At 33.4% G+C, this 25,969-nt stretch carries 17 protein-coding genes and 1 pseudogene; 9 read left to right on the top strand and 9 right to left on the bottom strand.

Annotated features, from left to right (window positions below; translation table 11 throughout):
* Positions 1-43: 43 nt before the first annotated feature.
* From C1H87_RS15855 to C1H87_RS15835, 5 genes are all read right to left on the bottom strand, one after another.
* The gene (locus C1H87_RS15855; protein ID WP_102756752.1) at positions 44-1,291 is read right to left on the bottom strand and encodes a sulfate adenylyltransferase subunit 1; all 1,248 of its coding nucleotides are present in this window, start codon (positions 1,289-1,291) and stop codon (positions 44-46) included.
* A gap of 174 nt (positions 1,292-1,465) precedes the next feature.
* Positions 1,466-2,371, bottom strand: a complete 906-nt coding sequence (gene cysD / locus C1H87_RS15850; protein WP_102756751.1) for a sulfate adenylyltransferase subunit CysD — start codon at positions 2,369-2,371, stop codon at positions 1,466-1,468.
* A 114-nt stretch (positions 2,372-2,485) separates the two neighbouring features.
* Positions 2,486-3,106, bottom strand: a complete 621-nt coding sequence (locus tag C1H87_RS15845; RefSeq protein WP_102756750.1) for a phosphoadenosine phosphosulfate reductase domain-containing protein — start codon at positions 3,104-3,106, stop codon at positions 2,486-2,488.
* Between the two features lie 10 nt (positions 3,107-3,116).
* Positions 3,117-3,362 (bottom strand): DUF2061 domain-containing protein, encoded by a 246-nt coding sequence (locus C1H87_RS15840; RefSeq protein ID WP_102758296.1) that lies wholly within the window; start codon positions 3,360-3,362, stop codon positions 3,117-3,119.
* A gap of 163 nt (positions 3,363-3,525) precedes the next feature.
* Positions 3,526-3,957: an RrF2 family transcriptional regulator gene (locus C1H87_RS15835; RefSeq protein WP_102756749.1), complete on the bottom strand. Its 432-nt coding sequence runs from the start codon at positions 3,955-3,957 to the stop codon at positions 3,526-3,528.
* A gap of 422 nt (positions 3,958-4,379) precedes the next feature.
* Here C1H87_RS15835 and C1H87_RS15830 point away from each other — a divergent pair, with 422 nt between their 5' ends.
* From C1H87_RS15830 to C1H87_RS15795, 9 genes and pseudogenes are all read left to right on the top strand, one after another.
* The gene (locus C1H87_RS15830) at positions 4,380-7,910 is read left to right on the top strand and encodes a hypothetical protein (RefSeq protein WP_102756748.1); all 3,531 of its coding nucleotides are present in this window, start codon (positions 4,380-4,382) and stop codon (positions 7,908-7,910) included.
* Positions 7,911-7,915: 5 nt separating this feature from the next.
* Complete coding sequence (locus C1H87_RS15825) at positions 7,916-11,923, top strand: DUF6443 domain-containing protein (protein ID WP_102756747.1); 4,008 nt, start codon at positions 7,916-7,918, stop codon at positions 11,921-11,923.
* 54 nt (positions 11,924-11,977) lie between these two features.
* Positions 11,978-12,319: a hypothetical protein gene (locus C1H87_RS15820; RefSeq protein WP_158655252.1), complete on the top strand. Its 342-nt coding sequence runs from the start codon at positions 11,978-11,980 to the stop codon at positions 12,317-12,319.
* A 243-nt stretch (positions 12,320-12,562) separates the two neighbouring features.
* Positions 12,563-13,143: pseudogene (locus C1H87_RS15815) on the top strand (transposase).
* 126 nt (positions 13,144-13,269) lie between these two features.
* Positions 13,270-13,830, top strand: a complete 561-nt coding sequence (locus C1H87_RS15810; protein ID WP_158655251.1) for a hypothetical protein — start codon at positions 13,270-13,272, stop codon at positions 13,828-13,830.
* A 504-nt stretch (positions 13,831-14,334) separates the two neighbouring features.
* A complete protein-coding gene (locus C1H87_RS23345) occupies positions 14,335-14,490 on the top strand; it encodes a hypothetical protein (RefSeq protein WP_158655250.1) in 156 nt (51 codons plus the stop codon).
* On the top strand, positions 14,490-14,849 hold the full coding sequence (locus tag C1H87_RS15805; RefSeq protein WP_102756744.1) for a hypothetical protein: 360 nt from the start codon (positions 14,490-14,492) through the stop codon (positions 14,847-14,849). The genes C1H87_RS23345 and C1H87_RS15805 overlap by 1 nt, the downstream gene beginning before the upstream one ends.
* Before the next feature lie 460 nt (positions 14,850-15,309).
* Positions 15,310-15,705 (top strand): hypothetical protein, encoded by a 396-nt coding sequence (locus tag C1H87_RS15800; protein WP_158655249.1) that lies wholly within the window; start codon positions 15,310-15,312, stop codon positions 15,703-15,705.
* A gap of 727 nt (positions 15,706-16,432) precedes the next feature.
* Positions 16,433-16,744, top strand: a complete 312-nt coding sequence (locus C1H87_RS15795; RefSeq protein ID WP_102756742.1) for a hypothetical protein — start codon at positions 16,433-16,435, stop codon at positions 16,742-16,744.
* 212 nt (positions 16,745-16,956) lie between these two features.
* Here C1H87_RS15795 and nagB read toward each other — a convergent pair whose 3' ends face one another.
* From nagB to C1H87_RS15775, 4 genes are all read right to left on the bottom strand, one after another.
* On the bottom strand, positions 16,957-18,891 hold the full coding sequence (gene nagB, locus C1H87_RS15790) for a glucosamine-6-phosphate deaminase (RefSeq protein ID WP_102756741.1): 1,935 nt from the start codon (positions 18,889-18,891) through the stop codon (positions 16,957-16,959).
* A gap of 357 nt (positions 18,892-19,248) precedes the next feature.
* A complete protein-coding gene (locus C1H87_RS15785) occupies positions 19,249-21,132 on the bottom strand; it encodes a LamG domain-containing protein (protein ID WP_102756740.1) in 1,884 nt (627 codons plus the stop codon).
* Between the two features lie 15 nt (positions 21,133-21,147).
* Positions 21,148-22,695 (bottom strand): SusD/RagB family nutrient-binding outer membrane lipoprotein, encoded by a 1,548-nt coding sequence (locus C1H87_RS15780; protein ID WP_102756739.1) that lies wholly within the window; start codon positions 22,693-22,695, stop codon positions 21,148-21,150.
* A gap of 12 nt (positions 22,696-22,707) precedes the next feature.
* Positions 22,708-25,803, bottom strand: coding sequence for a SusC/RagA family TonB-linked outer membrane protein (locus tag C1H87_RS15775; protein ID WP_102756738.1), 3,096 nt, complete (start codon positions 25,801-25,803; stop codon positions 22,708-22,710).
* Between the last annotated feature and the right edge of the window lie 166 nt (positions 25,804-25,969).

Raw genomic sequence — 25,969 nt, 5'->3', positions numbered from 1 at the left:
GTCCTTTGCTCCTAAATTTTTCGACCTAAACTTTTTTGCTTATTTATTGGATAAATCCTGCACCTACAGTACTGTTAGACTGTGAATCGATGATAATAAACGACCCGTTGGTACGGTGATTTTTAAACTTATCGTAAAATATAGGTTTGTTCAATCTGAAGCTTACCTGGGCTATATCATTCATACCCAAACCGCTTACATTCTCTTCTATTCCTGAATAGTCAGGATTAATTTTATGGTGAATCACATCAACCTTGGCCAATACTTTATTAATACCATGTTGTACTACGTATTTAGCTCCGGGCGTTAATTGCTTGGAATCCATCCAACATACATTAGCCGTAAACTGTTTTTCTATGGTTGGTAAATCATTTTCTTTAACAATCATATCACCACGGCTCACATTAATGTCATCTTCCAAAGTAATGGTTACAGAAGATCGTCTTGAAGCGGTTTCGTATTTTTCGTCGTAGAAATAAATATCTTTTATTTTCGATTTTGTTTGTGATGGTAATACCACAACATCATCGCCCACACTTAAATTCCCCCCATAAACTTTTCCGGCATATCCTCTAAAATCGTGGAAATCCTCTGTTTTAGGTCGAACAACATATTGTACCGGGAAACGAGGTGTACCTACATTAAAGATATCGGCCTTGTCTAACTTTTCTAAATGCTCCAATAACGCCTCTCCAGAATACCAAGGCATTTTTTCAGATTTATTTACAACATTGTCCCCTTTTAAGGCACTAACAGGAATAAAGGTGATCTTTTGATCTTGGTATTCACGTTTACTCATCAAGGATTCAAAATCGGCTTTAATCTTATTATAAACTTCTTCTGAATAATCTACCAAGTCCATTTTATTAATAGCAACTACAACATCCTTAATACGTAGTAAATTATTAATAAAGAAATGACGATTGGTTTGCTCGATAACCCCCTTTCTGGCATCGATTAGAATAATAGATGCTTGCGATGTTGAAGCCCCGGTTACCATGTTACGCGTGTATTCCACATGCCCCGGAGTATCTGCTATGATATAACTTTTCTTTGCGGTTGAAAAGTAAATATGAGCAACATCTATAGTGATTCCTTGCTCTCTTTCTGCCACCAAACCATCTGTAGCCAAAGAAAAATCCAAATAATCGTAACCTCTTTGTTTACTTGTTTTTTCAATAGCTTCTAACTTGTCTGTAGTTAATGATTTTGTATCATACAAAATGCGCCCTATCAAGGTGCTTTTCCCATCATCTACACTTCCTGCTGTTGCAATTTTTAATACTTCCATAATCAGCCCCTCCTAACCTCCCCTTTGGGGAGGAACTCTTACTCGGGTGAAGTAAGAATATTGTTGTTATTTTATTTTTTATTTAACACCAATAAGATTTTTAAAATCCTTTCTGGTAACATAATTCCTTTTATCCGCAAACTTGCAATTCCCCTTTTGGGGGCTAGAGGGCTTTTAGAAATACCCTTGTTGTTTACGTTTTTCCATCGCAGCTTCAGAACGTTTGTCGTCAATACGCGCACCACGTTCAGAAATCGTACTTTCTCTAATTTCCTGAACCACTGTTTGAATATCTACCGCATCAGATAGTACCGCAGCTGTACAGCTCATGTCTCCCACGGTTCTAAAACGAACAACGCGCTCCACAACTTCTTCATCTTCTTCTCGGTAAACAACTTCGTCATCGGCAGACCAAATAAGTCCATCACGTAAAAACGTAGCTCTGGTATGAGCAAAATAAATAGATGGAATTTCAATATTTTCTTTTTCGATATACGACCAAACATCTAATTCTGTCCAGTTTGATATAGGAAACACACGAACGTTTTGTCCTAATTCAATATTTCCGTTCAACATATCGAACAACTCCGGGCGTTGGTTTTTCTCATCCCATTGTCCAAAATCGTCACGTACAGAGAAAATACGTTCTTTAGCTCTTGCTTTTTCCTCATCACGACGTGCACCACCAATACAAGCATCAAACTTAAACTCTTCGATAGCATCTAAAAGCGTAGTCGTTTGTAATTGGTTTCTACTTGAGTATCTCCCTGTTTCCTCTTTTACTTTTCCTTGATCGATAGAATCCTGTACATTTCTTACTATAAGCTCTAAACCTAATTCTTTAACCAAACGATCTCTAAACTCTATAGTTTCTGGAAAATTATGCCCAGTATCAATGTGCATTAAAGGGAATGGTATTTTTGCAGGGTAAAATGCTTTTTGAGCTAACCTTACCAAAGTAATCGAATCCTTTCCTCCTGAGAATAGCAACACAGGTTTTTCAAATTGAGCTGCTACTTCTCTCATTATATAAATTGCTTCATTCTCAAGCGAATTTATATGTGACGTATTTTTGTTCATAATCTTTAGCCCTCTAGACCCCAAAAAGGGAACTCTTACCTGGGCGAAGTAAAAGTTTTTTGATTTTTCTTTATTCTTTATAACTATTTACTGCAACTGCATTCTGCTTGCTAGTTAGACATGCAATCCACATTCTCTATTCTCTAGCGCCTTAGTTGGGTCAAAATACTTAAACTCGTTAGGTAAATTATTCTCCTCCAAATAGCTATCTAAATCGGCATCAGACCAATAGTAAAATGGGCTTACTTTTAAAACACCATCTTTACTCAGACTAAAAATGCCTATACTATCTCTAAATGCAGTTTGTCCTTGACGTAAGTTTGTAAACCACACTTTTGGCTTGTGCTCTTCCATTGCACGTTTAAACGGCTCTAACTTAACTTGTTCTGTAAATAAAGCGTGCTCTGGTGCATCAACACTTGGAATTCCCATAGTTACATCGCGATGAGCTGCTGTTTGTTTTGGCACGTATAGCGATACGTTTAATTTTAAATCTTCTATAACCTGATTGGCGTGCCTGTATGTTTGCGGTGTATTATACCCAGTATCACACCATACTACAGCAATATTAGGTTTAACAGAATTTACGGCATGCAATATAGCCGCCTCGTATGGTCTAAAATTAGTTGTTACTACAGCTTTCTCATTAAGTTCTAAAGCCTTCTGAATGATTTCAGCTGGCTTAGCGCCTTTTAAAAGCGTATTTAATTCGTTTAATTGATCTTGTGTTATCATATCTTATATATTATCTACCCCATTTAATGGTGTTCCAAATACGCTCGTGAAAAAAGTACAACACCATTTTTGTTACTAACTCTATGCCTCCTATTGAAAATGCTAAGTCCAACTTTCCTGTTATTATCCATGAAATAACTATAGTATCTAAAGTTCCTATAGTTCTCCAGCTCAAAGATTTTACCACACTTCTAATAGGCTTTTCTGTGACTTTATCGGCCTTATATGTAGACTTTTCTTTTTCTTTTAATAACATTTGTCCAATCATTTTAATCAGTATTATATTAATCCTATCGATTTAATAGGAATTACAAAATTAATATTTTTTCTCATAAATCAAAGATTATTAACATCTTATTTGGAATAATGGATTTTTTTTAGGTTGATGAACCTAAATTCGAAGAAAAAAACGGGTTATTTTATGAAGTTTTCACCACAGTAGATCCAGACAGATCTGCTAAAGTATTATTTCGTAGTACTTTTAAAGTGTTATCGCGTACTTGTATCATTAGTTTATGAACGCTACACTCATGCTCATCCGGACAGTCGTCGCATTTCTCATAAAAGTTTAAACTCACACAAGGCACCATGGCAATGGGTCCTTCTAATACACGCATAACATCTGCCATTCTAATTTCTGATGGCTCTTTTATAAGATAATAGCCTCCATGTTTCCCTTTTTTTGAACCTAAGAAACCTGATTTTCTAAGGGTGAGCATAATACTCTCCAAAAATTTCTGTGGAATATTTTCACTTTTTGAAATCTCGCTTATCTGAACAGGGTTATCCCCTTCACTTTTGGCTATATAAGTTAGCGCTTTTAGGCCATATTTTGTCTTTTTGGATAGCATACTGCTAATATACTTAATTTTAAGTTTGTTACAAATGTTACACAGCGTCATTGGTTTTTCTTTTTAGGTATTGAAATTACTTGCTCTTTTAAATATTTATAAAACTCTTTTTGATTGTAGTTTCTTATAGCGACAATTAAAATGCAAGAAAAAAACAAATGTTAACCATTGAAAGTTAATATATAACCTCCAAAAAAACTAAGGTTTTCCCTTACTAATCCTAAGGTGAAACCTTAGCAATTTTTCAAATTTATCATCTAATTTTAGTGCAATTAAACTCTAATCTTTTTCCTCATGAAAAAACACTTCTCAATTTCTGTTCTATTGCTATTTTATAATAACGTATTTACTCACAAAGTTGCGTAATGGCAAATTGAAAAAATTAACAACTTTAAAAGAATTAATCAATAAAAAGTAAATCTATGAAGAAAATATTCATAATAATTTTTCTTGTAAGTCAGTTTTCAGTGGCTCAAAAAACTCCAGAAGTAAAATTTATGGCATCCCCTACAGTTGCGGGATTAGTTCAATATGCCGACACCCCAGTTGGACATTATACAGGTGTTCCTAATATAAGTATTCCTTTATATAGTATTGAGTCTGGTGGATATCATTTACCGATAAGTTTAAGTTATCATGCCTCGGGAATAAAAGTTAGTCAAGAAGCCAGCTGGGTTGGTTTAGGTTGGAGTTTAAATGCAGGAGGCGTTATATCTAGGCAAATACGTGGGCTTGACGATTTAAATACAAGTGCGGGTACTTCAGGATATTTCAGTATACCAGAAAAATATGGATCTCTTCAAAGTATGGAAGAAAATTTTTTAGAATGTAGTGTCCAAGGTGGAGGCGGTGGTACAACACCAACAGGTATCGTTTCTTGTCAAATAAAAACCGACGGAGAGCCAGATTTGTTTTATTATAATTTTGCAGGGTATTCAGGAAAATTTATTTTACAAGGAGATGTTAATGACTTTAATAAAGGTAAAGGGGTACTTCTCGATGAAGACAATAATCTTAAAATTGATTTTTCTCGGGGAGCAAACTTAAATTCACATCTATTTATTATTACTGACCCAAAAGGAATAAAATACGAATTTAGTGTCAATGAAACTTCTGAGGGCTTTTCTAGATCTCCAACAAGCTCATTTTCTTCCAGCGGGATTTCTACTGACTCTTGGCTTTTAAAAAAAATTACTTTAAATAATCAAGAAGAAATCAATTTTATTTACCAAACTGGTATGCCGACTGGAAGTACAAGTCCTACTTTTAAAAGTTCCACTCAAAATATTAGAATTTCTTCTGGTGTTACTCCATTACCAGCTTGCGAGCCAAATGTTTTGAGAGACATTGAAAGCTTAAGTTATACCTTTAATTGGTATAAATATGTTTTAAAAGAAGTTAATTGGAAAGGAGGTAAACTGGATTTTAAAATATCTCAAAAAATTGAAGGAGGCCCTAAACTTGATCAAATAGATATTTATAATCAATTTGAACAAGCCCCATTAAAAACGTACAAGTTTACCTATGATTATTTTAATAAAGAGACAGTTACTTCTCAAGCAAAAATAAACAGTAGGCTTAAATTAATGAGTGTAAAAGAATATAATAGTATAAATAGTAAACATATTCCCCCATATGAATTCACTTATTTTGAAGAAAAAAGTTTACCATATAAGGATTCTAATTATCATGATCATTGGGGCTATTTTAACCTAAATAGAACAGCTACTCGAATACCAAAAATGGATCTTAGTGTAATAAATCCAGACGAGTTTTATCATTTTTACAGTAAACTTCCTCGTTATAAATATATATCTTCAAATGAGCTTCCTGATACCGACTTTGTTTATGATATTTATGATTCGGAGCTTCCATATACTCAGACTCAACTAGAAAATCAGTCAGAGGCTAATTTAGAGATTATGCAGTTTATAGAGTATTTGGAGGATCGCAAAGAAGGATTAAACCTTTCTTTTGGTGGAGCAGATAGAGACCCGTCGTTAGAGTATGCTAAGACGGCTACTTTAAAATCAATTAAGTATCCTACTGGAGGTATCACTAATTACGAATATGAACTAAACACTTATTTACCTTCAAAACCTATGTTTATATATGACAATAGGTATATTGGAGTTGATAATTTCATACAGTATGGTCAGCCGGTTACAGGCTCAAACCCAAACAATGTTAATTTTGAAATAAATTCAAGTGTTAATTTATCAGAAATTTTTTACGACATTTCAAGAGAAACCTGGGATAAAACAAGCCTGGGTTATGCTTCATGGCAATTGTCATTAAATTTATATAAAATCGATCAATCTGGTGGTGAAAATTTAATCACCCGACTTTCTCATATTGATTTTCAAGCTGGAACCGTTTGGCAAGAGAATGAACTTTATAAAAGATTCAGCTATGATCTGAGTAATTTAGAAAAAGGCAGTTACAGAGTGCGTTGGGTCGTACCACAGGCTCTATTATCGGAACCTCTTATTGATATGCGGGGAAATGTTTATATAAGAGAAAATTCTAATAGAATTGAAACATCAGTTGCAGCAGGAGGGTTGCGAATAAAACGAATTATATCAAATAAAAATACGCGTGAGTTTGATTATAATTTAAACAATAGCGAATATTCTACTGGAAAATTGATGAGCAGACCTAATTATTTCAATTACTTCACGGCAGAATTGTTATGTACAAAGCCTCCCATAAGTTATGATCAGTTTAAAAATAATACCGCTTTATATTCTACCAGTTATACATACTTACAAAGGAAATCTAAATCATATTATTCAACAAGTGGGATGAATGGAAATATTGTTGGATATTCTAAGGTTATAGAAAAAGTTATATCTGCACAAGAAAAAAATATTGAAACTGAATATAATTTTTATAACAAGTCAGAAATTCAAATAGGATTCACCGTACCAAATGTTGGAACCTTTTTAAATGGAAAGCCAAAAAGCACTAAGTTTTTCTTAAACAATAAATTAATAGAGAAAAACAGCTACAACTATTCAGCCTCTTATAATCCTGATAAAATAATATTTGCAGTAAATTATGCGCCTTTATTAAGTTTTTCATACTCAAGTGCTATAAACAGATACTCCATAAATCTGGAAAGAGTTAGGTTGGAAAATGAATCCAATATTAAATATTATGAAAATGATTCGATAGTTTCAAGAACCGATTATGAATATGGCCCAATCTCAGAGTTTTCTCCAAATTATAAGATGTATCATTTACCTAGAAATTCAACAACAACCAGTAGCCATGATAAGATATTAAAAACAGCTTATTATTATCCTGAAGATATAGAGCAACTTTCAGGCGTATCTAATTATGAAAAACAAATAGCACAATCATTAATCGATAATTATCGTATTCATGAACCTATGCGTACAGAGAAGTATGTAAATAATTCTATAGTTTCAACAGTACATTTATCATATAAAAATGAAAATGGTTTAATAGTACCTCAGTTTTTCAAGACTTCATCAGGAAATACTTCCTTAGAAACTAAAGTAGAGTATTTAAAACACGATGATCAGGGTAACATATTAGAGGTTTTAAATCCCGAATCAAATATTCATACTTATTATATTTGGGGGTATAATAAAAATTATCCCGTAGCAAAAATTGATAACTTTTCTTCTGAACAAGCTTTAAATTTAGAAAGTTATATTAATACTATTATAGACAGAACTAATAATTTGTGGACTGAAAATAAAGAAAATAGTATTAATGATGCACTTTTAGATTTGCAAACACATTTACCAGAAAATTCATTTTTAACAGGATATACCTATAAACCTTTAGTAGGTATTTCATCTGTAATTAATCCAAACGGCAACAAAGTAACTTACCATTACGATAAATTTAATCGTTTGGAATTTATAACTGATCAAGATGGACATGTTTTATCAAAAAATGAATACCAATACAAAAATTAAATACTATGAAAAAGTTTATTAAAACAAAAGCGATTGTATCACTTTACTTTATGCTTTTTATAACTATTCAAGCAAAGTCTCAAGATATTTTTATTTCTGGTGAATATGAAGTTAATATTGGTATTGAGTATACTTATAATATTGAAACGAATATATTTTATAATTATACTTCTTGGTCTATGCTTCATGGAGGAACAATAACCCAATACCATTATGAGAATGGTATAGCAACTGGCGTTTCAGTTATTTGGGATGAAAGTATCAGAGTAAATCCTGGAAATTCTCCGCAATTATCTGTTGTGATAGTCGATTTGAATACTTCTATGGATTATTATGGAAATAAATCTGTTAGAGAAAAACAACCAATAGTATATCCTGAACCTTTAAGTGTAGATCAAAATTATGTAAAAACAACAACTTATAGAGTTCCTTTAAGTATAGATAGTACTTATAATACTACTAATAACTCAAAGAAAGAAAGTATAACTTATATAGATGAGTTTGGAAGACCTTTACAACAAATAGCATTAAAAGCTGGTGGAAATCAGCAAGACATTGTTACTCCTTATGAATATGATGAATTTGGGAGACAAACCAAAGAATACCTTCCTTATGCTGTCTCTAGTTCTAATAATGGAGCTGTGAGAGTAAAACCTATTGAAGAAATTTATAATTTTTACAATAAATCTAAGTTTGATAACACAAAAAATCCTTATTCAGAAAAAATATTAGAAAATTCTCCTTTATCTAGAATAACTGAACAAGCAGCCCCTGGAAAAGATTGGAAATATATAAAATCTTATTTTGGACAACCAAATATAACTCATACAATAAAATTTGAATACAACACAAATAAGCTTGATATTCAAGATTTATCTAAAGATAATGTTAAGCTTTATCAAGTAAATTTTGTTAATAATGATAAAAAGAACCCAACACTAGTTGATAATGATAGATTTTATGAAAAAAGTACTTTATATAAAACTACTACTAAAGATGAGAATTGGAATTTTATACAAGAATATATTAAAGATCATACTACAGAGGAATTTAAAAACAAACAAGGTCAGGTTATTTTAAAAAGGACATATAATCAAGACATTAAACATGATACTTATTATGTATACGACGATTTTGGGAATTTAACCTATGTAATACCTCCAAAAGTAAATACTACAGATGGAATAAGTGCCACAGAACTTAAAGAACTATGCTACCAGTATGTGTACGATAATCGTAATAGACTCGTAGAAAAACAACTACCGGGAAAAGAACGAGAATACATTATTTATAATAATGCAGACCAGCCAATCCTTACACAAGATGCCAACCAACGTAGCGCAGGCATGTGGCTTTTCACCAAATATGACGCCCTTGGCAGAGTAGCCTATACGGGAAAAGCAACCAGTACAAATACAACTTCAAGAGAAGCTATTCAGAACGAAGTTAATACTTTTACAGGTAGCTTGTGGGTTACCCAAGGTTCCACTGCAACAAATTATGGTGGTGTTAACATGTATTACAATAACGGGGCTTATCCTAATGGTACCGGATCATTAGTTACATTATCCGAAATACTTACGGTTAACTATTATGATTCTTATGTAGATCGACCTACAGGAGCTCCAACATCGATTGTGCTCATGGAATCTCCTACCAACGAAACTAATTTAACCTCTACGAAAGGGCTGGCTACTGTAAGTAAAGTTAAGGTACTCGATGTAACCGGAGCTAATGTATGGATTAACACACTTACTTATTATGATGCCAAATCCAGACCAGTATATGTATATAATGAGAACACCTATTTAGGTACCGTGGATATTGTTGAAAACAAACTTGATTTTGTTGGTAGGGTACTTAAAAGCAAAACAACGCACACTAAAAATAATGTTACCATAACTACCCTGGATAATTTTACTTACGATCATGTTGGACGTTTAAAAACACAAACACAATGTATAGGCGATGAAACTATGGGTTACGAGTGTCCGGGAGGTAATCCTACCGATTTAGACCTGAATTTATCGGGAACTATTAACACAGATCACGCCGCGGGTAACAGTATTACTATAACCAATGCAACTATTTTACCCAACACAAGGTTATGGATTAGTACTGAATCGCAAGAAGTAGTTGTTAGTAATACCTATGATGATTTAGGACAACTTGAAAGTAAAGGAGTAGGCGGAAAAGCGCTGAATAACAGATTACAAACTGTAGACTACGCTTACAATGTAAGGGGTTGGTTAAAACAAATTAACGATCCAAGCACCTTGGGTAACGATTTATTTGCATTTAAAATTGGGTATAACGAGGGGGCAAATGCGTTATACAATGGTAATATTAGCTCTACTCAATGGAAAACGGCCAATACAGATAACAGTTTAAAAACGTATAATTATCGATATGATGCCTTGAATAGAATTACTAACGCAACTGATAATTCCGAGCGTTATAATTTAAGTAGCATTTCATATGATAAAAATGGTAATATTACAAACCTGACCAGAACGGGGCATGTGGTTGATAATCCGGTTGCCACTAACAACGCTCATTTTGGAACTATGGATCAGTTAAGCTATACATATCAGGCTAATTCAAATAAGTTATTAAAAGTAACTGATGCCGCTGCTATAGATAAGTATGGATTTAAGGATGATGCCATTAATACAGCAGCTGATACCTCAGATGATTATACTTACGATCTTAATGGTAATATGTTAACGGATGCCAATAAAGGCATTTCAACGAATATTACCTATAACCACTTAAATTTACCAACTCAGGTTACTTTGGGAGGTGGAAATATTTCTTATATTTACGATGCAACCGGTACAAAATTAAAAAAAGTAGTGAGTACCGGAGCAACAACGGAGTATGCTGCTAATTTTGTATACGAAAGTGGTTCTTTGAAATTCTTTAATCACCCTGAGGGATATGTCGATGTGAATGGTAGCAGTTATAGTTATGTTTACCAATACAAAGATCATTTAGGGAATGTGCGCTTAAGTTATAAGGATAGTGACAATGATGGGGTTGCCGAAACCTCTGAAATACTGGAGGAGAACAATTACTATCCTTTTGGGTTGCGTCATAAGGGCTACAATAACAATCCTGTTACCAATCATCCATACAAATACAATGGAAAGGAACTTAATGAAGAATTAGGGCTGAACTGGTATGATTTTGGCGCACGTAATTATGATGCGAGTTTAGGAAGGTGGATGAACTTAGACCCATTAGCTGAGAAGTATTATGAATGGTCACCATATAATTATGTAAAGAATTCTCCGATAACATTAGTAGACCCTGACGGTCTTGATGTGATTTTATTTATCTGGTTGACATCAGAAGGTAATTTTGGACATTCAGGTGTAGCTGTTTCTAATTATAAAAAAGATGATGATGGTAATTATATTACCGATGAAGATGGAAATTATATAGAGGATGGAACATACACTTATTATGATTTATTTCCTAAGGATGGGATAACTGAAAAGAATGCTTTTGACCCACAATCTCCTGATTTTAATCTTGGAAATGAAATCCAAGGAAGTATAAGAACAGTTGAAGATTTGCAGGAATTAATTCAATCAGATGGAATGGATTCTCAAGCAGACGGAATTTTACTTACTGAAACTGATTTTAAAACAGATAAGGTAATAAAGGAAAGATTAGAAGATATTAAAAACAGTGAATATACTTTATATGACAGCGCAAACATGAATTGCTCCACTTTTTGTAGAGAAGCTTACGAAGGTATGATACAGGCAAAAGAACAATCTTCCCCGGGGTTAAATAATTTACCTTTTTTACCTAAAAAATTTGGAAAAGAATCTGATAGTTATGATGGTAAGAATTATACTTTTTCAACTCCTCATGCGTTATTTAGAAGTGTAAGAGCATTAAAGTCCACTTATGTGATCAAAGATCCTGGCAAGGCAGTTAATAAAGGTTTTAAAGAAGCTTTAGGAGCTGGAGGTTCTAAAAAAAGTAGAAAAAAGAATTAGCACATAGAAAATGATTATATGAGTTATAAAAAGGCAAAATACGTAATAATATTGATGGTTTGCATATGCTTACCATTAGGATGTAATCACAAAAAAAGCGATGCAGAAATATTAAAATTACCTAATAAACTCTATGTCATTACTGTTAAAAAAAAATCAGATACTATCACTATTTCTAATATTGAAGACATAGATAAAATAAACAAAATCATTAATAAAGGAGAAGTCTCTCTAGCTAAACTGAATATAAAATATTGGTTAGAATACTCTGATAATGAGTCTCAAGTGAGAATAGGTGTTAGTGGAGAAAGGTTTTTGTTTCATGGTAAAAACTATAAATCTTCTACTAATTTAGAACAATTAATAGATGATATTCTAGGTAATGCTCCAAATTAGGACATTTTGAAACCGAAATTTGCAACTTCGGGATATAATAAAAAGCAGAAACCACAGCAGCAATGTTGTGGTTTTTTACTTCGACAGGCTCAGCATAAATTATACGTAAGCTTCTTTGGTCTTGAAATCACGAATGAGCCCCTGCTAGCGCTAGTATTTACTAGTGCCGTCAAAATAATAAAAATAAAAAAACAGTTATAAAAAAGCTATGCCGTAAGACATAGCTTTTTGTATTTTAGAGCTATGAGTCGAAAATACAAGTTTCACAATAAAGCAGGTTTATATTTTGTTTCTTTTGCAACAGTAAATTGGATAGATGTATTTACAAGGCAGGTATACTTTAATGTATTAGCAGACAGTATAGGTTATTGTAGGGCAGAAAAAGGGATGGAGATATATGCCTATTGTTTTATGCCGAGTCAGCCTGTCCTGAGCGAAGTCGAAGGATGCATTTAATATTTAGGTCAAGTCATGAACAACCATCAGAACTATTGAGGGACTTTAAACGACATACTTCAAAAAAAGCAATAGAGGCCATAGAAAATAATCCACAGGAAAGCCGTAAAGAATGGCTCCTATGGATGTTTAAAAGAGCAGGTAAAAAGAATGCAACAACGAGCAAATACCAGTTTTGGCAGCATCATAATAAACCCATAGAGTTATGGAGCGAAAAAGTAATCAAGCAAAAGATAGACTATATTCATAACAATCCAGTGGAAAGTGGTTTTGTAACAAATTCTATAGATTGGAAATACTCAAGTGCTAGAAATTATCGGGATGACAGTACTGTTTTAGAAATAGATTTTGCTGGTTTTTTAGCATAGAAGTGCTAGAACCGAGAAAAATTTTACACAGCCATAAAACTTTAACTTTTATAATTTTATCGTATTTTTCAAAGCGATACGGCACTAGTAAATACTAGCGCTAGCAGGGGAAAAATATATATAAAAATGGAGGCACTAGAATTTATCAAACAGTTAGCCCACAAATGCAATCAGGTCTTGAAAAGGTTGAATAATCAAATTAATAATAGCACTCTATTTATTATGTTTCTTTTTTTGTCTTGGTCTTGTATCGGTCAAAATATATCAAGAGATAAATTGGCAATTGACGGAACTGTAAATAATCACTTGTTTTTTAAGAAAGGGAAGTATAATTTAAATAAGATTACAAAAGAAAAACTTGAATGCTTTTTAACACATATCACTAATAAAGATGTTAAGACCGAAAAAATAAATTTTATAGTGCATAGACATTCATCAAAAGAAAAGCGCACTAAAGTTTATTCAAAAGCTAAGGATGAAGTTTTAAAGTATTTATTTTCTAAAGACATCTCTTTATTAGATATAGAGCATAAGTCCTTTTATGGGAGAAAATCTAAAAGAAAAAATGAAAAAAACTGGTATTTTGAAATTCAACTATATTACAGGGTTAAGGATAAAAATGGAGAAATGGTTAATGCTATGTATGATTTTAATAAATGTAAAGAATTTAAACTTTATGAAGATTAATAATTTAGTGGATTAAATCACCCTCCGCTAGCGCTCGTTTGTGCCTTAAATCCGTAGGTTAAGGCTTTGTCGGGTGCCGTTATTGGTAAGCAAATAAACAAAAGCTATGCCGTAAGACATAGCTTTTTGTATTTTAGATGTATGAGTAGAAAATACAGTGGAGTTGGTTGGGTTAAGGAGTAACGATCTAAATTAGTTGGTGCTAATAATTAAAGAACTGACTGGTTTATTTTCATTACAATAAATAAATTTAACATTAAAATAATGTTTACTCCATTCTAGTGTTCGACTGCGACTTAAATCCACATACCTTTTTTATTAATGAAAAAATTTAGGTTTATTGAACAACATACTATATCTCAGCGGAGCAAAATATTAGAAATAATTGCGATTAAACCGAACTATAAATACTAGTACGGCACTCGTTACAAACAAGCGCTAGCTGAGGCTGGCACAAGATTTTCCGACCCAGATGGAGCTCCAGGTAGTAATAGTGTAAGGGTAATGAGAGGTAATTCTAATAGCCCAAATGCTTCTCAACGTGTAGATTATGTAAAGCATACGAAAAACGGTAAATCAGTTGATGTAAATGGGAATCCTGCTCCTGCAAATTCAGCAGCAGCTCATATACCCAAAAAAGATTTTAATATAAATAACTAATGACAAAAGAACAAATAAATTTTTGGAAGGAGAATATCCTTAATTCAATAAAAAGTTTAGCAGATTTAGAACTTCAAAGAATAACTTGGACAGGAAAACATCCAACCATTGTTTCTTCATTTTCAGAAACTATAAATACTCTATATGATGATTGTGAATTTAAACAATATATTGACTATATAGGTGAAAATAGAAAAGATGAGGAGGAAATATATTCTAAAATGTTGCGTATCGATATTTTGATTGAGGAATATTTAAAAGTAGATAAAAAAGATATCGAAGTTTTGAATGACCCAGAGTGGGAAAATATAACTCAAAAAGCTTTAGAAATAATAAGTTTGTGGATTGTACCCCGCTAGTGTGGGCTTGTAGTTCGTGAAAAGATAAGTAAAAACCCCCTGCTAGCGCTAGTATTTACTAGTGCTGTCATGGTATGCAAATAAACAAAAGCTATGATTTTATGTCATAGCTTTTTGTATTTTAGATGTATGAGTAGAAAATACAGTGGAGTTGGTTGGGTTAAGGAGTAACGATCTAAATTAGTTGGTGCTAATAATTAAAGAACTGACTGGTTTATTTTCACTACAATAAATAAATTTAACATTAAAATAATGTTTACTCCATTCTAGTGTTCGACTGCGACTTAAATCCACATACCTTTTTTATTAATGAAAAAATTTAGGTTTATTGAACAACATACTATATCTCAGCGGAGCAAAATATTAGAAATAATTGCGATTAAACCGAACTATAAATACTAGTACGGCACTCGTTACAAACAAGCGCTAGCTGAGGTATATAAAAAATCTACATGAAAAAATGAAAAAAAATAAAGTAGAGCTAGTTTTGATTATAATGAATACCATATATTTAATAGTAGACACCATAGACTATGTATTAAACAGGTTTGGGGTAGATGAAAGTTTGATAGCTGGCTATCATAGCGAAACTGATATTGAGAGTTTTTTTAAATGGGGAATTTGTTTGCTTTATATTTTTATTCTCTTTAAAGTTCTTAAAAAAGAAAGTAATAAACTATTATATTTTTCAATTGGAATTTCTGTTGTAATGATCATTTATTATTTTACATATGGTCCTTTTGTAATAATTACTTCTGGTAGTTTTGTACATCATTTAAATTTAATATATATAGTAGCCATTATTACTTTAATATATAGTATATATAAATTAAAAATAAGGACTGTGATGTATTAATAGAAAGTGTGACATATTGTAGAAATGAAAAAGGCATGAAACTATATGCCTATTACTTTATGCCGAGCCATACACATTTATTGTTTAGGTCAAGTGATGAACGCCTATGGAATTATTGCGGGATTTTAAAAAACATACAGCTAAAAAAGTAATTGAAGCAATAGAAACCCTTTTATGCACAGAAATTATTCAACTTATAAAACCAATAAATCGATTTTTAATAGTTGTTTCTTAGAATCACAACAAATTAAGGAAAAAACTCACTTTTAGCAATGGCTAAATAATAAAATTTATTAAAAGTCAAAGTATTACCTTAAAATTATAAGGTTTTTCCTTACTATTTTAATGCTAAATCCTCCACTCTTTCTCGCAAGAATACTATAGTTTTACATCTACTTTTTTAAGCTTAAAAAAGAAACTTACAAACACTTTTTCTGTTTTTAAACTATAACACCCTAAATTATGCAACCTAGTGATCATTCATATATTTCCTCTAGCAAGTTTTTAAAACTAGTGTTGGTAGCTCATGAACAAAACACCTATAACAAATAACCTTTACATTCTAAATTGAAAAGGTTTATTTATGCTTATAAAATCTCACTAGTACTCGACTGTGCTGGGCACAATAATAATTACAACTTAAGACATTCGTTACAAACCACCGATCACAATAATTAAGAAAAAATTGATGTGCATTATTGCGTAGACTCAAAACAAATTAAATCAAATGAATAATAAAGTTTATTGGTCGAATATAGAATATAAACATAAAGACAAAGGTCTTGCAGGAGGGTTTGTTTATGCCTTTTTAAAAGCAACTGATGTAAGGGAAGCTCTGATTAAATTATTAATTGAACTTAATAACCAATCTTTGAATACAGTTGAAGTTGAATTTATATCTCCATATAATGAAAAAATGGAATGGGATACTTTAGAACAAACAGAACATTTTTTGAGTTTATATCAAGAATCCAAAAAGTCTGACAATGTTATTTTTGATGACTTTTATGCATATGAAACACACTTACATGTAACTTAGAATAACTTAGATTCGTCGCAATCTGCTTTTATTACACTAACAACCAAGCTTCTTACATATCCTCAGGAGTGCAGTCGAGACCCATTAAAATTTAAGATTATTATGAAGCTACCAACTTTGCTATGCTAAGTTTTAATAAATATTAACATGAAATACAAAAGCCACATTTTATTACTAAAAATATGGCTTTATAAAGTTACAACTTAAACTTACTAAAAAACATATCTTTTAAAAGCTTCCATGGCTTCATAATCTGCCATACCTAGACGTCGGTATTTTAAAGCTGTTTCTTTATTGCGTTCTTCGGCTCTTACCCAGAATTCGCGTGAATCGTCTCCTTGAAACATTACACCATCTTTTTGAGATTGGTGAAAGAAAATTGCTTTTCTTTTTCTTAAAACTTGATCTGGACTCATAGGTATTGCCATGTCTATTTCATGGATGCCCCATTCGTGCCATGCGCCCCTGTAAAGCCATACCCAGCAATCTTGCATAAAGGGTAACTCTTTTATTTGTTCGATAGCTGCAAAAATACTATCCAACGCTACCTTATGAGTACCGTGAGGATCTGCAAGATCACCAGCGGCATATATTTGGTGCGGTTCAATGGAAGTCATTAATTCTTTTACAATATTTATATCTTCTTCACCAAGAGCATTCTTTTTAACACTCCCTGTTTCGTAAAACGGTAAATTTAAAAAATGAACCTTTTCATCGTCTATACCTATATATCTTGCTGCACCTAATGATTCTTTCTGACGAATAAACCCCTTTACTTTTAACAATTCTGACGTATTGAATTCCTCTTCCGGTTTAGCTTTAACCTGCTCAATAATTTTTTTGAAAATGGTATTCTCTGGGTTTATTTCCAAACCAACTTCTGCAAACTTAAGGGCTTCATGATTTGATACAGCAATGTTTCCAGAGGTTTGGAAAGCAACATGCACATCATGTCCTTGATCGACTAACCTATCAAAAGTACCTCCCATAGAAATAACATCATCGTCAGGATGTGGGCTAAAAATAATAACCCGTTTTTTCTCTGGAGTAGCCCTTTCTGGTCTATTGGAATCATCTGCATTCGGCTTACCACCTGGCCATCCTGTTATGGTATGCTGGAGGACATTAAACATTTTAATGTTTAAATCGTAAGCACTGCCTTCTTGAGCCAAAAGGCTTTCCATACCATTATCGTTATAGTCTTTATCGGTTAATTTTAATATAGATTTTGATGTTAATTCACATAACCAAACTGTGGCTCTACGTATTAAACTTTCTGTCCATTCGCAAGGACCAACTAGCCAAGGAGTATGGTATTGCGTAAGCTGTGAAGCTGCTCCTTCATCTAATATAAATGTGGTGTTTTTATGATCTTGAAGATATGTAGCCGGAACCTGAGATGAAATGTTCCCTTCAATAGTTTCTTTTACTACAGATGCTTTATTATCTCCCCAAGCTAATAATACGATTCTTTTCGCTTCTTTTACGGTTCCAATCCCCATGGTAATAGCTCGCTTAGGCACTTTTTCTAAGCCTAAGAAATCTGATGCAGCATCCGTTCGGGTTAGGTAATCGAGGGTTATTAAACGTGTACGGGAGTTGTTGTGGGAGCCTGGTTCATTAAATCCAATATGTCCGGTTCTACCTATACCTAACAGTTGAAAATCTAATCCGCCACAGGCTTGTATTTTATTTTCATAATCGATACAAAAGTCTAAAATCTCTTCGGGTTTTATATCGCCTCTAGGAATGTGGATATTTTCCGGTAGAATGTCAATATGGTCGAATAAATGATCATGCATAAAGAAATGATAGCTCTGTTCATTTTCTTTTTCCATTGGATAGTACTCATCCAAGTTAAAAGTAATAACATTTTTAAAGCTTAAGTCTTCTTCTTTATACAATCTAACTAATTCTTCATACACACGAATAGGTGACGAACCTGTAGCCAAGCCCAGTATACAGTTTTCTTTTTTAGATTGTTTATCCTTAATTAAATCTGCAATTTCCTGAGCAACAATTTTTGAAGCTAGATTTGAATTATCAAAAACGATATTGTGAATTTTCTCATAGCGTGTATTTTCAAATATACCGGCTTCTCTATAAGTTATATCTTCTAAATTTTTGAAATCAACTTTTGCTACCATAATAATTAATCAACTTTGAATTAGTTATAAAATTAATACTGAAAAATTTTCTTTAATAAGTATTTCGACAAATAACGTCTGTGCGCGAGTAAATGATCCTCGGTGGAAGCGCACGAGGCATTCAATTGAAAATATTCTTTATAAATTCCGAAGCAAGCTTCGAGGTATTAGACCTAAGATCCCGCCAGATACTGAAACAAGTTCAGCATAGGAAGCGGGATTAGTTCAACTTACTATTTTGAATGCTTTGCTTCGCAATTTTTCAAAATAGAGTTTCACTAATAAAAAAATAAAGGCAGGTAAAATACCTGCCTTTATAAACAAACTCAAATGAAACTATATAAACTAATTTACTAATTAATTCTTATTCCAAGTAGCTCCTCTTACTTCACCTGAATAGTTACCAGTTGCATCTGGTGCAACTTTAGCACTAACTCTATCTAATGGGAAGTACATCTCTAAATCAGCTTCATTTCCTACTAAGTCAGCTCCCATTTCTCCTGGGGTAAGCACTCTAGACCAGATTCTTACGTTTTTAACAGAACCATTCATTTTTAGCCATCCGTTACCTAGCCACATATCGCCCCATGGTGCGTTGCTACTAGTAACACCTGTAACTTGAGAAACAATTAAAACACCGTCAACATAAATACTTTGAGTTCCTGTAGAGGTATCTAAAGTACAAGCTATGTTTATCCAGTTTCCTGGTACTAGAATAGCAAAAGGAGTATCTATCCAATTCCAGTCACCGTTATTAGTGTAAAAACGCAGTTTTCCATAGTTCTCTGATCTTGCATTATCGTTTTCACCGAAATAACGTAATAAATAAGAACCATTGTTTAGGATCTCTCCACCTATATCTCCATTATTTCCAACTGTTAGGCTGTTTAATTTAACCGAAATTTCAATAGTGAAACTATTTCCTTCTGCATGCCATGAAGGCGCTACATTGTATCCTATAGCATCAGGATCGTCTAGGTCGATCATAATACCATCAGTATCCTGTACCTTATTGTTGTTTGCATAAGCTAAAGCATCAGCAATTCTCTCTACAGCGCCATCAACATCTCTTTGGTCTGCTTCATTATCAATAAGGTCTTGTGCAGCATCTGCTATACCCTGTAAGTATGTTGTGGTTCCTACTGGGAAATCTCCATCTTGAGTACCTTCTACAACTGTAGATATAAAATCTGTTAAACTGGTTATTGAAGCACTTAAATCTGCATAGTCCACTACTATAACTGGTGGCTCACCATTTGCTCTCCAATCGAAATCTCCCACAAATTTTGCAGTAGTATTACCAATCATATCTGTAGGGTTAGAACCAAGGTCTGTGTTAAAAGGGAAGTAAGATACTAAGTTACTTTCTGTTCCTTCAACACCATCTTTATACTGATTGATTTCTTCTGGGCTTAAGGTTTTATCCCATAGTCTGAAATCTTGAACCATAGCATTTAATACTCTATCATTCCATGGGAACGTATTACCTATAGTTAATGGGAACTCAGAATCTGAAGCAGCATATTCGTTGTCATTTGTTAAAACTTCAACACCATCAATATAAAGTGCATGGTTATTAATGTTATTTACAAAAGTAACGTGAATCCATTTCCCAGATTCAACTACACCAGGTGCAGTAGATGTTTGAGACCATCCGTTGTTATGACTTGATACATTAATATGAACTGCACCATCTCCAAAATAACGAATATTAAATCCACGGTCGTTAGCACCACCTAATCCCATTACATTTGCAAACATGTTATTACTATAACCTCTTTGTTGTAAGTTTACAATATAAAACTTTGCTTCAATTGTAAATGGATTTGCTGTTACTGCTTTAGCATTATCTGATAACTCTATATAAGTTCCAGGTTCTTGTTTTATCCAAGGTATGGCCACAGATACTGTACTAGCTAAAAATGTATCTATTCCTGCATTTAATTTAAGAATAGCATCATCTATATTTCCTTGGGAATTAGAATTATCTATACGCCAGTAAACCCAATTTACAATATCCTGTAAAGCTTCTTTTGACCCCGGTTGATAATCTCCTGCATTTATGCCTTCTACAGATGTTGTAATTAAATCCTCTGCTTCAGTAATTCTCGCTTGTAATTGAGCTATATCGAAAGACTGAGATACATTGTCGTCGTCGTTAGCACATGATACCGTAAAAAGTATCAACAGCAATGGCAATATGCCTACTATTACTTTATTTTTTATATCATTTATTTTCATAATAATTTTTTTTGATTAAAAGTTGCTACTCATTAAACCACCAGACTTAGTCTTAGTATCTGCAGTATCCCACCATAATCTTATATCCATTCTATCCGATTCTACTGTATTTCGAGATGATGGCATAAAAAAAGCATCAAATAAGTGTGCATTATCTGAATATCTTATACGCTTCACCCAAGTATCTGGTGCTACAGATGAATTACTACTTACACCATCTACTGGTAATGAGATATCTGGGTAATCTGTTCTTCTAAAATCTGCCCAAGCTTCAACCCCATTAGGGAAGTTAGCAATGTATTTTTGAGTGATTAATTGTCTTAACTGCGCTTCGTTAGAACCTGAAAGTGCAGATAAACCGTTAATATAATCTGTAGCATTGGCAGGATCTACTCCTACAAAGTCCATAGAAGCCTGTATACCTTCTAAGTATAATGAATTAGCATCGCCGGCTACCCAGCCTCTTAATGCTGCTTCTGCTCTTAAAAATAATACCTCAGAGTAGAACATGTATGGCAAGTAATGAGATACATCTGTACCGTTACCAACAAATCCAACGTAACCACCTTCTAAATTAATTGTTGCAAAATCGTTAGAATTTCCAGGAAGTACATCGTAACCATTTACAACTCCTTCTATTTCAGCATTTCCTACTAACGGAGAATCATCTTTGTAAGCAAACCATCTTCTTGCTCTAGGGTCTTCACCTAAAGTAGATTGATTATATAATAAATCTGTCAATGTTTTAGAAGCTCTAATGTTGTTCCAAGCAAATGCCATTTGATGTAAGTAATCGTACCAACCGCTAGACCATAATGGAATGTGAGCTACATCGGCATTGCTAGTCATAACACCATCAGCAACAGCAGCCGCGGCTTCGGTTTGAGCCTTTGTAGGATCTACATTGGCCAAACGCATAGCTAAACGTAAACGCATGGAGTTACCAAATCGTTTCCATTTATCTAAGTCTCCGCTATATAACAGGTCATAATTTGTACCATCTGGTTTCTTGTAAGCATATTGGTCTGTTGCTCCTGGATCAATATTATTTACAGCAGTTGTTAATCTATCGAATAAATCGTAATAGATTTCCTGTTCTGAGTTGTAAGCAACACTTTCTCCTAAACCTGCTCCAAAGTATGGCATATCACCATAAGTTTGTAACATTCGTGCCCATTCTGAGCAGATCCAAATCTCTAATTGAGCCATGGCATTTGCATGTAATGGATCCTCTCCGTACCAAGCTATTAACTGGTTTGCTTCAGGTAACGTTTGTGTATAAAACTCGTTCCATTGATTTCCAATCCAACCATCTACATATTCATATCTTGGTGATTCAAACCCAGAAACTGTATTCGCCCAATATTGTGAAAACAAATCAGGATATAAATTAATGTTACGCTGATAGTTTCGCAATGGGTTTTGCAATAACGGATTAAACATGATACCAGCTTCAACTTGTAAAACGGCATCTTTAGGCGTGTTAATATCTTCGAAATCGTCTGTACAACCAACTATAAAAGCTAATAGTACAATTCCTAAATATATAATTCTTTTTTTCATGTCTTTTAACTTTTAAAAATTAAGGTTAAGTGAAAATCCAACTGATCGCGTCACTGGCACAGGCGAAAAATCGAAAGCTTGTGCTCCAAATGATGTATTGTAAACTCCTGAATCTGGCACAGTACCTGGAGTATTTCTATATAAGTAGAATAAATTTCTACCAACTAAAGAAAACTTAGCTCTGTTAATAACACCGTTTCCTAATTTATCTAAAACTTTTCTAGGAATACTGTATCCTAAAGCCAATTCTGTAAGTTTCATGAAAGACGCATCGTAAATAGAACTTTCTGTAACTCCAGCAACTCTACTCCAGTATTGCTGTGGAGATACGATGGTAAGGTTAGGGCTTCCATCTGACAAGTTACCTGGCACAAAGAAAGGCTCTCTTCCTAAACTAGTCGTTCTTGCTGCTGTACCGCTTCCTGTTGCACCAGCCTCGGTTAATGAGTAAATATCTCCACCTTGTTGCATTCCTAAAAGTGCGTTTAACGATACATTCTTATAATTTAAATCTATACCAATAGATCCCGTAAAATCTGGTTGAATGTTACCAAGTTTTACCACATCTGCCGATCTTGTTGGTAAGCCATCAGCACCTATAACAAATTGCCCCTCTGCATCTCTTTCAAAAGCAAAACCATAAATATCTCCCATTTTTCGACCAACTTCTGCTCGAACTTGTTCTGGAATAGTGTTACTATTAAAGAAAAAGTATGGTAAATCTTCACCATCAAGTGATTTGTCAAATTCTTCAAGTACACCTTTGTTCTTTGCAAAATTAAGCGTTAATCCCATATTGAAATCCTCAGTCTTTACAGGAACTATATTTGCTATAATTTCAAGCCCTTTATTACTTATTAAACCTAGGTTAGTTAGGAAAAGATCGTAACCAGAACTCTGACCATTTGCAGTATTTACAATTTGGTTTTTAGTTCGTTCATTATAGTAAGTGATATCTATACCAAATCGGCTTTTAAATAACTTTAATTCTAAACCAACCTCTGAAGTTGTAGATATTTCAGGTTTAAGATTTGGATCCACTAAACCTTGAGGAACACCACTGGTTAACAAGTTAAAGTTCCATGTAGAAAAACTAAAAACAGGGTTCGCTAAGTAGGGCTGCGTATCTTTACCTACTTGTGCCCAAGATCCTCTAAGTTTAAGATAAGATATCCAGTCTGGCATCGTAGCCATTTCTGAAATAAGTGCACTTAAACCAACAGAAGGGTAGAAATATGAATTATTATCTATAGGCAATGCAGAAGACCAGTCGTTTCTTGCAGTTGCAGTTAAGAATAAATAATCATTATAAGATACATCTAAATAACCGTAAACAGATTGTATTTCTCTTTGAGAAAAACTCTCGTTAGTATTTAGAGTCGTACCTGCATTAAGGAAAAAGTCATTCGATGAAGCTAATTTACCAGAAGTACTTCTCAATAATTGAGACTCTCTGTGCATTTTATTACCACCAACACTTAAACCAAAATTGATTTTTTCGCTAAGATCTTTATTATAGCTAAGTAAAAACTCCATATTTTCCTCTGAATAGAACTTCTCAGAAGTGTTGAAGTTTGGTCTTTGATCACTAGCATTATCTGGATATCTGTAACCATCTAATGCTTCATATCTATAAGTATCTAATCCGTACTTTAACTTAAGTTTTAAATCGTCTGTAAATTTAAAAGTAGAAGCGAAATACCCAAAAAACCTGTTACGTGTATCGCTATTGAAGATCTGATCTTGAATAAAATACGGGTTTCTGTTGTTCGCATTTGGGTTTGCAGTTAAATCTGTACTTGACCCATATAAATACTCTGCACGCTCACCATTAACAATCACAAATCCAGGGCTTAAATCCTGTGTTCTTATATTGGCTGGCATTCTGTTGAAGAAAGAAACATAACTATAGTTCCCTACCTCTGGTCTTTGTTGCCCTTTATTTTTAATATAAGATATCTTTGTATCTACATTTAACCAAGAGTTAATATCGTAAGCCGCTTTAACATCAAAATTAAGCTTATCGATCTGGTTATTTTCAAAAACACCTTCTGTCTTATCTTTTGCAATAGACACTCTAAAGTTACCTTCTTCACTTGCTTTAGATAATGATAAAGCATGTCTCATGCTTATAGCCGTTCTTGTAAAATCGTCTAATTGATCAGATGCTGCTTCATATGGCAATTGCTCACCCGTCCAAGAAGGTCTTGACACACCATCAAAACGAGGTCCCCATGCAGCTCCCGAAGTCGGGTCGTAATTTCCATTAAGACCTTGCCCATATTCATTTTGAAGATCTAAGAAATAAGAAGCTTCAGAAAACACTGTAGAGCCTGTATAGCTTATACCAAGTCCTTCAGTTTTTTTACCACTTTTAGTTGTTATTAAAACAACACCGTTTGCTCCACGGCTACCATATAATGCGGCAGCTTGTCCACCTTTTAGAACAGACACTGTCTCAATATCGTCTGGGTTAATATCTAAAAGTCCGCCACCATTCGAAATACCTCCAAATAGATCATCTGGATCACTTGTGTCATCAGCAGAAAAAGGTACACCATCGATCACCCATAATATTTCATCATTTCCATTCAATGAACTGGTACCACGTAAATCTACTCTAGCGTTACCACCAATACCACCACTCGTAGTAATATTAACACCGGCCACCTTACCTTGTAAGGCCGTATTAATATTACCATTAGCTGCTGCTGTTACGGTTTCGGAAGAAACCTCCTGCATGGAATATCCAAGAGCTTTCTTTTCTCTTTTTATACCTAATGCGGTTACAACAATTTCATCTAAGGCCTGTACACTTTCTACCAGAGAAACATTAATGACTGTTTGAGCTCCAACGGTTACTTCTTGTGTTACAAAACCTATAGATGAGAAGACTAAAACAGCCGAGCCGTTTACACTAATAGAATAGCCTCCGTCAAAATCGGCAGAAGTCCCATTATTTGTCCCTTTTTCCAGAACATTTACACCTGGCAATGGAATCCCATTACCGTCTGTAACAGTTCCAGACACCCTAATACTTTGCGCTTGAATTACACTACTTGATAATAAAAACACAAAAGCTAAAAAATTTAGTAATTTTTTACACATAAGTTATTGTTTAAATTAGTTTAGTTAAAATTTGTTTACTTAAAAACAATGTTAAATGTTGTAATAATGTTATGCTTTTTGAAAAAATTTCGACCAATAACAGCGGTTAAAAGCTAAAGGACATTATAATTAGCGTTGCCAAAAACGCATAGGCATTAATTATCAG

This window comes from Flavivirga eckloniae, from assembly GCF_002886045.1.
Taxonomy (GTDB): domain Bacteria; phylum Bacteroidota; class Bacteroidia; order Flavobacteriales; family Flavobacteriaceae; genus Flavivirga; species Flavivirga eckloniae.
This window is presented reverse-complemented; position numbering and strand designations above follow the sequence as displayed.